Below are 11,488 nucleotides of genomic sequence, written 5' to 3'. Positions count from 1 at the left end.
CGTGCAGACGGCGAGCGCGGCGTGATCATCCTGCGGATGCTGTTCGGCCGCATCCTGTCGCTGGTGCCGCTGCTCCTCGGCGTGACGTTGTTCGTCTTCATCGTGATGCGGTTCTCCCCCGTCGACCCGGCGCTGGCGGCGTTCGACGGCGCCAACGCCTCCGAGGAGCAGTTGCAACGGTTCCGGGCCGAGAACGGGCTGCTCGATCCGTGGCCGGTGCAGTACGGCCGGTTCGTGTGGCAGCTGCTGCACGGCGACTTCGGCGTCAGCGTCATCACCAAGCAGTCGGTGGCGGACACGATCACCACCGCGCTGCCGCTGACCCTGCAGCTGACGTTGATGGGCGTCGTGATCGCGATCGTCTTGTCGCTGTTGATGGGCATCACGTCCGCGGTGTTCCGGGACCGGTGGCCGGACCAGGTGATCCGGCTCGTGTCGCTGGCCGGGGTGGCCGCGCCCGCGTTCTGGATCGCGCTGCTCCTGGTGCAGTGGCTGGCCGTCGGGCAGGGGCTCTTCCCGACGAGCGGCTACATCAGCCCACAGGACTCGTTCTCCGGCTGGCTCAACTCGATGACGCTGCCCGCGGTGGCACTGGCCATGCCGGTCGCCGCGCAGCTGACCAGGGTGATCCGCACGTCCATGGTGGAGGAGCTGGACAAGGACTACGTGCGCACCGCGCGTGGCGGCGGGCTGCCGCCGTTCGTGGTGGTGGGCCGAAACGTCCTGCGCAACGCGCTCGTCACCCCGCTCACCGTGCTGGGACTGCGGATCGGCTACCTGCTGGGTGGCGCGGTCGTCATCGAGACCATGTTCGCGCTGCCGGGTCTCGGGCAGAACATGATCCAGGCCGTCACCGACGGCGACGCCTCGAAAGTGCAGGGCTTCGTGATCACCATCGCGGCCGGCTTCGTGCTGGTCAACCTGATCGTCGACATCCTCTACGTGATCGCCAACCCGCGGCTGCGGAGCCACCCGTGATGCGCCGGGGACTGGCCGAGCGGCTCAGCCGCGGCGCGAACTTCCGGCGGCTCGGCGTCCCGTCGTGGATCGCGCTCGGCGTGCTCGTGCTGCTGGCGCTGGCCGCGATCCTCGCGCCGCTGGTCGCCACGCACGACCCGTACCTGACCGGGGGTTCGGTCGTGGGGCCGGGCGGCGAGCATTGGTTCGGCACCGACTCGTCCGGCCGGGACGTCTACAGCAGGCTGGTGTGGGGCTCCCGCTGGTCACTCGCCGTCGGGCTCGGCGCGATCGCCATCGCGCTGGTGGCCGGCACGGTGATCGGCGCGCTGGCGGCCACCTCCGGGCGCCGCGCCGGCGAGACGATCATGCGGGTGCTGGACGTGATCATGGCGTTCCCCGGCATCGCGCTGGCCGCGGTGCTGGTGGCGGTGTTCGGCCGCGGGCTGCTGGTACTGATCTTCGCGATCGGTTTCCTGTACATGCCCTCGATCGCCCGCGTGGTCCGGGCGAACGTGCTCGCGCAGTACAGCGAGGACTACGTGGCGGCAGAGCGGCTCATCGGTGCGAAACGGGTCTACATCCTGGCCAGGCACGTGGCCGTGAACTGCGCGGCGCCGATCCTGGTGTTCTGCACGGTGATGGTGGCGGACGCGATCGTGTTCGAGGGGTCGCTGTCGTTCATCGGCGCTGGGATCCAGGCGCCGGACCCGTCGTGGGGCGCGGTGCTGGCGAACGGCAAGGAACTGGTGCTCACCGGCGGCTGGTGGGCGACGCTGTTCCCCGGCCTGCTGATCCTGATCACGGTGCTGGCGCTGAACGTGCTGTCGGAAGGGATTTCCGACGCATGGGCTTCGCCGTCGGCACGGCAGGCCAAGGCGGGCCGGGCCGCGAAGCAGGCGGAAGAGGCGCCAGTCGACCCCGAGGAGCGCGCGGAGGTCCTGCCGATCGCCGGGCTGCGGGAGACCGGCGAACGGCTGGCCGCCAACGCCAGGGATCTCGCCGGCCGCGAGCCGGTGCTGGAGGTCGAACACCTGTCGATCTCGTTCGCGGACCGGCACGACGGCGTGCGAGTGGTGGACGACGTGTCGTTCTCCGTGCGGGCGGGCGAGGTGCTCGGGCTGATCGGCGAGTCCGGCTGTGGCAAGACCATCACCTCGCTCGCGGTGATGGGCCTTTTGCCCGGCACAGCGCGGGTATCGGGGCAGGCCCGGTTCGCGCGGCAGGACCTGCTGGCGCTCACCCCGCGGCAGCGCCGCCGCTACCTCGGCCACGACCTGGCGATGATCTACCAGGACGCGCTCAGCTCGCTGAACCCGGCGATGACGATCCGCGCGCAGCTCAAGCAGTTCACCCGGCGCGGCGGCACCCGCAGCCCGGCGGAACTGCTGGAGCTGGTGAACCTGGATCCCGAGCGCACGCTGCGGTCCTACCCGCACGAGCTGTCCGGCGGGCAGCGGCAGCGGGTGCTGATCGCGATGGCGTTGTCCCGCAGCCCCAAGCTGATCGTCGCCGACGAGCCGACCACCGCGCTCGACGTGACGGTGCAGGCGCAGATCATGAAGTTGTTGCTGCGGCTGCAGGAAGAACTCGGGTTCGCGCTGATCCTGGTGTCGCACGACCTCGCGCTCGTGTCCGAGGTGGCCGACCGCGTGGTGGTGATGTACGGCGGGCAGGTGGCCGAGACCGGTGCCATCGCGGACGTGGTCGGCTCGCCGAAGCACCACTACACGCGCGGCCTGCTGTCCGCGGTCCTGTCGCTGGAGGAGAACGACGCGCGGCTGACGCAGATCAAGGGCGTGGTGCCCTCGCCTGCCGACTTCGCGCAGGGCTGCCGGTTCTCCGACCGGTGTCCCGCGGCGCGGTCGGTGTGCCGCACCGAGCGGCCGCCCGTGGTCGCCGACGGCGTGCACGAGACCGCGTGCCACTTCCCCGCGACAGAGCTGGTGACCCATGAATCTGCTTGAGCTGGACAGTGTGCACGTCGTGCACCGGATCAGGGCGCGACGGCTGTTCGGGCACGACAACGTGTACGCGCTCACCGACGCGCATCTGACGCTCGACCCGGGCGAGACCGTTGGCGTGGTCGGCGAGTCCGGCTGCGGCAAGTCGACGCTCGCCAAGGTGATCGTCGGACTGCAGAAGCCGACGCAGGGCACCGTGCGGTACCAGGGCGAGTCGCTGTGGGAGATGTCCACGGCCGAGCGCGCGGCGAAGTTCGGCCGCAACGTCGGGATGGTGTTCCAGGACCCGACGACCGCGCTCAACCGGCGGCTTTCCGTGGCCCGGATCATCCGCGACCCGCTCGACGTGCATGACGACGGCACGGCCACGGAACGCGCCGACCGGGTGCGGGAGCTGATGTCGCTGGTCGGCCTGCCCGGCAGCGTCGCGGACGCGGTGCCGGCGCAACTGTCCGGCGGGCAGCGGCAGCGCGTCGCCATCGCCCGCGCGCTCGCACTGCGGCCGAAGCTGCTCGTGGCCGACGAGCCCACGTCCGCGCTCGACGTGTCGGTGCGCGCACAGATCCTCAACCTGCTCATCGACCTGCGGGAGCGGCTCGGGCTCGCGATGGTGTTCGTGTCCCACGACATCCAGACGGTCCGCCGGATGAGCGAGAAGATCATCACGATGTACCTCGGCCGGATCGTCGAGGAGGCGCCGGCCGCGGCCGTGCCCGCCCACACTTACCACCCCTACATGCGGGCGCTGTTCTCCGCCACGCCCAGCCTGCGGCACACGGTCGAGCCGATCGTCCTCAGTGGACCCGTGCCGTCCGCGACCGCGCCGCCCAGCGGCTGCAACTTCCGTACCCGGTGCTGGAAGGCCACCGACGAGTGCGCGGCGGAACTGCCGCCACTCGCCACGGCAGGCGCCGGCCACACGTTTCGCTGCATCCATCCCGAATCCGAATAGGACGGTGCCCGTGCGACGAATACTGACCGGACTGTTATCGGCGGCCCTGGTGGCCGGTCTGGCCCCGGCGGCGGCCGCGACCCAGGCGGCCATCGCAACCCAGGCCGCGGCCGCGCCAGAACAGCAGGTGCTGTTCAAGGCCGCCAACGAGCAGGGCTACTCCTGCTTCCGCATCCCGGCGGTCGTGAAGTCGGTCAAGAACACCCTGCTGGCGTTCGCCGAGGGCCGCGTGGACAACTGCGGCGACACCGGCGACATCGACCTGGTGCTCAAGCGCAGCACCGACGGCGGCCGCACCTGGTCGCCGCTGCAGTTGGTCAACGAGGGCGGCGGCGACACGCACGGCAACCCGGTGCCGATCGTCGACCGCACGACCGGCCGGATCTTCCTGTTCACCACCTACAACGCGGGCCGCAACGACGACAAGGCGTGCGCCACGCCGTGTCCGCGCACCCCGCACCTGCAGTACAGCGACGACGATGGCGCGACCTGGTCCGATCCCGTCGACCTGAGCGCGCAGGCCAAGCTGCCGGAGTGGGACTGGTGGTACGCCACCGGCCCGGTGCACGGCATCCAGCTCACCAAGGGCGCACACAAGGGCCGCCTCGTGCTCGGCGTGAGCGGCGAGGTCAGCGACGGCAAGCAGGCCTACGCCAACGACGGCGCGCTCGTGTACAGCGACGACCACGGCCGCACCTGGCAGGTGGGCGCGAACGGGCGCACCACGTTCCCCAAGGGCGGCACGTTCACCCAGAAGCCGCAGGAGGTCACGGTCACCGAACTGGCCGACGGCTCGGTCTACGCGGGCGCCCGCGACCAGAACGGCACGTCGGTCGGCAACCGGTCCTACGCGATCAGCAAGGACGGCGGCGCGACCTTCAGTACCCAGTGGACCCCGATCCCGGACCTGGTGACGCCGACCGTGCAGGGCTCGGTGCTGCGGCTGGACCGGCCCGGTGCGGACCGGATGCTGTTCTCGGCGCCGTCCGACACCGACCGGCGGCGCTGGATGATGATCCGCTCCTCCTACGACGGCGGCCGCAGCTGGGAGAGCGCCGAGCAGGGCACCCGGATCACCGCCGACTGGTCCGGTTACTCGGACCTGGTGCAGATCAGCGGGAACGACGTCGCAAACGCCGAAGTTGGGCTGCTCTACGAGGGCGGCCCGGTCGATGCGCGCGACGAGATCCGGTTCACCCGCTTCACCGAGTCCAACCTCGGGCCACGCGGTCCGGTCGGACCGACGACGCCGGACACCTCGCGCACGAAGGCGGACGCGTACGTGCTCGGCGGCGCGTCGCTCACGGCCGGGAAGTTCGGCGGTGGGCTGGAACTCGACGGCGTGGACGACTACCTGCGGGTGCCGTACGCGGAGGAGCAACTGCCCGGCGACGGCGACCTGACCTATACGGCCTGGTTCCGCTACGGCGCGAGCACCGGGCAGCAGGCGCTGTTGTGGCTGGGCGGCATGGGTTCCACCGCGCCGCAGCTGTGGCTGCGCGGTGAGCCCGCGAGCAACCGGCTGGTGGCGCTGATGACCACCGCGCAGGGCAGCGCGTCGATCGCCACCACCTCCGCGTACAACGACAACCAGTGGCACCACGTGGTGCTGCAACGCGCCGGTGGGAAGCTGACGCTCTGGGTCGACGGCCAGCAGGCGGCGACCGGCAACGCGGTCGGCGGCTCGATCAGCGAGCGGGTGGCGTTCCAGATCCACCTCGGTGAGCGCCAGGACTACCAGCAACGCTTCGACGGCGCGTTCGACGAGGTGCGGCTGTACAAGCGGGCGCTCTCGTCCGCGGAACTCGACCAGATCCGCCAGTCCAATGCGGACGTTCCGAGTGGACAGGTGTTGCGGTTGCCGATGGACAAGTTGAAGGGCGCCGACGGGGCGTGCACGTCCGTGCCGTTCGTGTCGGGCACCGAGGGCTACCACACCTTCCGCATCCCGGCGATCGTCAAGGCGGGCAACGGTTCGGTGCTCGCGTTCGCGGAGGGCCGGCTCGAGGGCGGCGGCGACTCCGGCGCGATCCGCGTCGTGCTCAAGCAGTCCACCGACGGCGGCTGCACGTGGGGCCCGCTCTCCGTCGTGAGTGAGAACAGCGACGCGACCGCGGGCAACCCCGCGCCGGTGGTGCTCGCGAACGGTGACGTGGTGCTGCTGACCACGCGCAACGGCCGGGTCTCCGAGAAGGAGATCATGTCCGGCACCGCGTCGGCCGCCGACAGCAGGCGTGTGTTCGTGCAGCGCAGCACCGACGACGGCCGCAGCTGGTCGCCGGCGCAGGAGATCACCGACGTGGCGAAGAAGGCCGGCTGGCGCTGGTACGCCACCGGTCCCGGCCACGCCATCGTGCTCCAGCACGGCGAGCACAAGGGTCGGATCGTGGTGCCCGCCAACCATTCCGGCTCGCCGCCCGCCGGTTCGACCGACATGGGCACCGAGGCCAAGTACTACGGCGGTCACGACCTGATCAGCGACGACGGCGGCCGGACGTGGCGGATCGGCTTCGCCGAGGAGCGGGCCGACACGGGCATCGCGGCCAACGAGAGCACGGTGGCCGAACTGCCGGACGGCAGCCTGTACTTCAACAGCCGCAACCAGGGCGCCACCGGCAACCGGGTCGACGCGTACAGCACCGACGGCGGCACGTCGCTCGTCGCGCCGTACCAGCCGCAACCCGGCCTGACCATCCCGAAGGTGCAGGGCAGCGTCCTGCAGACGAACCGGCCGGACCTGCTGCTGTTCTCCGGCCCGTCTGACCCCTCGGCCCGTAAGGCGCTCGCGATCAGGGCCAGCTCGGACCGCGGCCGCACGTGGCGGCAGGCGCTCGTGGTGTCCCCGGCGCCCGCCGCCTACTCCGACCTGGTGCAGCTGTCCGGCGCGACCGTCGGCCTGCTGTACGAGACCGGCGTGACCGGCACCTACGAGAGCATCACCTACACCCAGATCCCGATGCGGAACCTGGGTTGATGGCGACCGGCCCGCGCCACACCCGGAAGGGCGCCGTCCCGGCGCCCTTCCGGGTGTCTGGGCCAGCGCGTGTTTCAAAGGTGGGTGATCTGCTTGAGACGACCGGTGCGCCGATAAAACACCGCCTATCCGGGCAGGTGCGCGACCAGCACGCCGCGGGCGTCCAGCGGTGCGCGGTCGCCGACCGGGGCGCCGGTGAGGGCGTCCACCGTGCCCGCCGGCATCGGCACGTCCACTTCGTGGTCGTTGTGGTTCAACAGGAACAGCCACTGTCCACGTTGGACCGCCTCGACTCCGTCCGGCTTCTCGCCCAGCACCGGGCCGGCCCCCGCGTCGGACAGCGCCCTGCGCAACACCGCGGCCATGGTGTCGCGGTCCGGCCGGGTGCCGAGGTAGGTGGCGACGCCCGCGCCGAAGGAGTTCCTGGTCATGGCCGGGCGGCCCGCCAGCGCGCCGTCGGTGAACGTGTCGAGCACCTCGGCCGTCCCCGGCGTCACCCATTCCGACCACACGGTGCCGGTGCCGCCGCTGCCGAGCGCCACCGTGCCGCCGTCGGGCAGCGGCCAGAACTCCTCGACCGTGAGCCCCAGCAGTTCGCGGAACGCGCCGGGGTAGCCGCCGAGGTGCACCCGCTGGTCGCTGTCCACGATGCCGGAGAAGAACGACATCACGAGGTGCCCGCCGTCGCGTACGTACGCGACGAGCCGCTGCGCCACCTCGATGTCCACCGAGTACAGGTTGGGCACCACCACCAGTCGATACCGCGACAGGTCCGCGGTCGGCGACACGACGTCGACCATCACTCCCGCGTGCCACAACGCGCGGTAGTGCGCGAAGTTGGTCTCCTCCAAGGAAAGGTCGCCGGCGGGCAGTGCGCTGCCCTGCAACGCCCAGCCACTCGCCCAATCCATGACGAGCGCGACCCGAGCGTCCACTTCGGACCCCAGCAGCGGTTCGAGGCGGGCGAGTTCCGCGCCGAGCGCCGCCGTCTCGCGGTAGGCCCTGGTGTCCGGCCCGGCGTGCGGCACCATCGCCGAGTGGAACTTCTCCGCGCCGCCGCGGGACTGCCGCCACTGGAAGTACATCACCGCGTCGGCGCCGCGGGCCACGGCCTGGTAGCTCCACAACCGCATCTCGCCGGGCGACTTGGCCGCGTTGCGGGTGCGCCAGTTCACCGCGCTCGGCGCCTGTTCCAGCAACAGCCACGGCCTGCCGTGCAACGCACGCATCTGGTCGTAGGTGAACGCGGCCTGGATGACGGTGTCCGGGTCGTGCGGATCCGGGTAGGAGTCGTAGGACACCACATCGAGGTGCGGCGCCCACTGCGCCGCGTCGATGCGGTGCCACGCGCCGACGAAGTTGGTCGTGACCGGCACGTCCGGGGTGACGCGGCGCAGGATCTCCTTCTCCGCGAGGTAGCACTCCAGCAGCGCTGTCGACGAGAACCTCTTGTAGTCCACGACGTGCGCCGGGTTGGGGAACGACGGCGCCACGCGCGGCGGCCCGACCTCGGCGAAATCGCTGTAGCGCTGCGACCAGAACGTGGTGGACCACGCGTCGTTGAGTGCGTCCACGTCGCCGTGGCGGTCGGCGAGCCAGGTGCGGAACGCGGCGGCGGAGGTGTCGCAGAAGCATTCCGGCACGTGACAGCCGTACTCGTTGCCGACGTGCCACATCGCCAGCGCCGGGTGGTCGGCGTAGCGGGTGGCGACCGCCTCGACGAGCCTCGCGGCGTGCTCGCGGTAGACCGGGCTGGACGGACAGTAGTGCTGCCGCGAGCCGACGGACAGCACGGTCCCGTCCGCGCGGCGCGGCAGTGTCTCCGGATGGCGATGTGCGAGCCAGGGCGGTGGCGACGCGGTCATGGTGGCCAGGCACGCGCCGATGCCCGCCGCCGCCAGCCGGTCCATGATCCGGTCGAGCCAGCCGAAGTCGTACTCGCCCGGCGCCGGCTCGACCACCGCCCAGCTGAAGATGCCGACCGAGACCATCGTGACGCCGGCGTCCTTCATGAGCCGCATGTCCTCGTCCCACACGGACTCCGGCCACTGTTCGGGGTTGTAGTCCGCGCCGAAACCGAACCTGCCGAGGCGATGCCTGACGACTGAACGCACGACCGCACCTTTCGTAGAACCGACTAGGACATAGGATGTGGGATGTCCGACCGTATGCCGAACCGACTTCGGTCCGCAAGGGAGACGTTTTGACACAGCTCGACGGCGGTGTAGTGCCACCCGTGTGCACCCCCCTGACCCCGGAACGTGAACTCGATGTGCCGTCCCTGGAACGGCTCGCCGCATTCCTCATCGACGCCGGCATGCACGGACTGTTCGTGACCGGATCCACCGGCGAGGTCGCGTACCTGCCGGACGAGACCAGGTACCGGGCGCTCGAAGTGGTCGCCGGGGTCTCGGCCGGGCAGGTGCCGGTGCTCGCGGGCATCATCGACACCACCACGCCACGGGTGATCGAGCACGCCCGCGCGGCCAAGGCGGCGGGCGCCGACGCGCTCGTGGCCACCGCACCGTTCTACGCACCGACGCACCCGGTGGAATTCCCCGGGCACTTCCGCGCCATTCGCGCGGCCGTGGACCTGCCACTCGTCGCCTACGACATCCCGGTGTCGGTGGGGTCGAAGCTGCCCACCGAGGTGGTGGTGGAGCTGGCGGCCGACGGCACGCTGTCCGCGCTGAAGGACTCCAGCGGCGACCTCGACGGTCTGCGTGCGGTCCTGGAGGCGACCGACCTGGTCTGCTACACGGGTTCGGAGACGCTTGCCGACCTCGCGCTGTTCATCGGCACACACGGCCTGGTGCCGGGCATCGGCAACGTCGACCCGCACGGCTTCCTGCGGCTTTACCAGGCGGCGAAGCGCGGCGACTGGGCCGCGGCACGGGCCGAGCAGACCCGGCTGCGCAAGCTGTTCGAGGTGATCCACGTCGGCGACGGCCGCATGGGCCGCTACTCGTCGGCCATCGGCGCGTTCAAGGAGGGCCTCGTCGCGCGCGGGGTGATCACGGGCGGCACGACGAGCCTGCCGATGATCCCGCTCAACGACACCGAACGGGCCGCGGTACGGCAGCGACTGGTCGCGGCCGAACTGCTCTAAGGTTGTGACGTTGGGAGGTTTTCGGTGACGGAGCAGAACCCGCCGGCGAAGCTGGGCACCAGGCTGAGCCGAGCGGTCCGGGATGAGATCACCAGTCTGATTCTCGCGCGTGGCCTGCGCTCCGGTGATCCGCTGCCGACCGAGACCGAGCTGGTCGAGACGCTCGGGGTGAGCCGCAACTCCATCCGCGAGGCGCTGAAGGCGTTGCAGGCGCTCGACATCGTGGAGATCCGGCACGGCTACGGCACCTACGTCGGCCGGCTCTCCCTCGACCCGCTCGCCGACGGGCTCACCTTCCGGGCGTTGCACGACGCCGGCCAGGACCTGCGATCGATGGAGGAGATCCTCGAGGTCCGCGAGGCGCTCGAGGCGGCGCTGATCCGCCGGGTGGCCGCGTCGATGCCCGAAGATGACCTGACCGCGCTGGACGAAGTCACCAAGCGGATGGCCGCACACGCCTCGGCGGACGAAACGTTCGCCGAGGCGGACCGCGAGTTCCACGAACTGCTGTACCGCTCGCTCAACAACGCCCTGGTCACGCAGCTGCTTCGGGCCTTCTGGGACGTCTTCCACCGCGTCAACGACCGCCTCGGCGTGACCGACCCGAACCCGATGCAGACCGTCCGCCGCCACCGCGCGATCGTCACGGCCCTACGCAAGCACGACGTCGCCCGCGCGGAGCAGGCCATGGTGGAACACTTCCGCAACCTCGACGCACGGGTGTCCCAGATCCGGTCGAGCTAAGGCCCGGTCGAGGCATGGGCGGACGGGATCGGGTCCGCCATCCTCATCGGCGCGCTGCTGCCCGGAAAACGCGGGCAGCCGCCCGATCGATCACCCGGATGGGCCGGCACGTGACCGCCATCAGGTTTTGGACACCGCCGATGCGATCTGGCCGACGAGCACCGCGAACGGCATGTCGAGCGCGGCGTAGACATGAGCGGCCAGCGGATCAGCGTTGTCGGCGAGGATTTCGACGATGGCAGTCGAATAGTCGATCAGGATCACGCCGGCCTGCTGCATGCGCAGCAGGCCCGTCTCGCGCTTGGCCTGCCAGAAGGTGCCGGACGCGTCGATCGCCGCGTAGGCACCGAACCCCTCGGCCGTGGCGCTGATGGCCGGGAGGGCGCAGCACACCTCGGTGGAGATGCCCGTAATGATCAGCTTGTTCCGGCCGGTCGCCCGGATCGCCTCGACCACCTGTGGCTCGTCCCACGCGTTGACGGTCGAGCGGTCGATGACCGGCAAGCCATCGGGAAGCACCGCGGCAAGCTCGGGAATGACCGGTCCCCACATGCTCTCCGCCGCGGTGGTGGTCACCACCAATGGCAGCCCCAGTACCTGGGCGGCCTTGGCCAGGGCCACCACATTGTGCTTGAGCTCGCCGACTGGGATGTCTCGCACACCGCTGTAGAGACCGACCTGGTGGTCGACCAGCACCACGGCCGCGTTGTCGCGGGTCAAGTGCTCGGTGAACTTGTTCGTGGACAACACATCCTCCTCCCCCTCACAGCGAGTGAACCCGGCAGTAG

8 protein-coding genes are annotated in these 11,488 nt (G+C 70.4%); 6 read left to right on the top strand and 2 right to left on the bottom strand.

Annotation, left to right across the window (positions count from 1 at the left end; genetic code table 11):
* The first annotated feature begins 21 nt into the window (after nt 1-21).
* From A3CU_RS0108915 to A3CU_RS55395, 4 genes are read left to right on the top strand one after another with little or no spacing between them, the layout of a single operon-like run.
* Nucleotides 22-978, top strand: a complete 957-nt coding sequence (locus A3CU_RS0108915) for an ABC transporter permease (protein WP_245616951.1) — start codon at nt 22-24, stop codon at nt 976-978.
* Nucleotides 978-2,924, top strand: coding sequence for a dipeptide/oligopeptide/nickel ABC transporter permease/ATP-binding protein (locus A3CU_RS0108910; protein WP_043840810.1), 1,947 nt, complete (start codon nt 978-980; stop codon nt 2,922-2,924). The genes A3CU_RS0108915 and A3CU_RS0108910 overlap by 1 nt, the downstream gene beginning before the upstream one ends.
* Complete coding sequence (locus tag A3CU_RS0108905; RefSeq protein WP_027941988.1) at nt 2,911-3,873, top strand: oligopeptide/dipeptide ABC transporter ATP-binding protein; 963 nt, start codon at nt 2,911-2,913, stop codon at nt 3,871-3,873. Before A3CU_RS0108910 ends, A3CU_RS0108905 begins: the two co-directional genes overlap by 14 nt.
* Nucleotides 3,874-3,883: 10 nt before the next feature.
* Entirely contained in the window at nt 3,884-6,847 is a 2,964-nt protein-coding gene (locus A3CU_RS55395; protein ID WP_084143167.1) for an exo-alpha-sialidase, read from the top strand.
* Between the two features lie 125 nt (nt 6,848-6,972).
* Here the strand turns inward: A3CU_RS55395 and A3CU_RS44025 are convergent, their stop codons facing one another.
* Nucleotides 6,973-8,961 carry a beta-galactosidase gene (locus A3CU_RS44025; protein ID WP_043840809.1) on the bottom strand — a complete coding sequence of 663 codons (1,989 nt, stop codon included), beginning with the start codon at nt 8,959-8,961 and terminating at the stop codon, nt 6,973-6,975.
* A gap of 35 nt (nt 8,962-8,996) precedes the next feature.
* Between A3CU_RS44025 and A3CU_RS0108885 the strand changes: the two genes are divergently transcribed.
* Both A3CU_RS0108885 and A3CU_RS0108880 read left to right on the top strand, forming a co-directional pair.
* Nucleotides 8,997-9,956 (top strand): dihydrodipicolinate synthase family protein, encoded by a 960-nt coding sequence (locus tag A3CU_RS0108885; protein WP_084143166.1) that lies wholly within the window; start codon nt 8,997-8,999, stop codon nt 9,954-9,956.
* A gap of 24 nt (nt 9,957-9,980) precedes the next feature.
* Nucleotides 9,981-10,700, top strand: a complete 720-nt coding sequence (locus tag A3CU_RS0108880; RefSeq protein ID WP_211246374.1) for a FadR/GntR family transcriptional regulator — start codon at nt 9,981-9,983, stop codon at nt 10,698-10,700.
* Between the two features lie 120 nt (nt 10,701-10,820).
* Here A3CU_RS0108880 and A3CU_RS0108875 read toward each other — a convergent pair whose 3' ends face one another.
* Complete coding sequence (locus A3CU_RS0108875; RefSeq protein WP_245616949.1) at nt 10,821-11,447, bottom strand: isochorismatase family protein; 627 nt, start codon at nt 11,445-11,447, stop codon at nt 10,821-10,823.
* Nucleotides 11,448-11,488 lie beyond the last annotated feature (41 nt).

Origin of the sequence: Amycolatopsis taiwanensis DSM 45107, from assembly GCF_000519205.1 — a bacterium.
Classification (GTDB): Bacteria; Actinomycetota; Actinomycetes; order Mycobacteriales; family Pseudonocardiaceae; genus Amycolatopsis_E; species Amycolatopsis_E taiwanensis.
Note: the sequence above shows the minus strand (reverse complement) of the source record. Positions and strands in the feature narration are given on the sequence as shown.

What these genes read in the sequence shown, in the direction of transcription:
- A3CU_RS0108905 (WP_027941988.1), top strand. Translation starts at nt 2,911, where the DNA reads ATGAATCTGCTTGAGCTGGACAGTGTGCACGTCGTGCACCGGATCAGG.
- A3CU_RS0108910 (WP_043840810.1), top strand. Translation starts at nt 978, where the DNA reads ATGCGCCGGGGACTGGCCGAGCGGCTCAGCCGCGGCGCGAACTTCCGG.
- A3CU_RS0108885 (WP_084143166.1), top strand. Translation starts at nt 8,997, where the DNA reads ATGTGGGATGTCCGACCGTATGCCGAACCGACTTCGGTCCGCAAGGGA.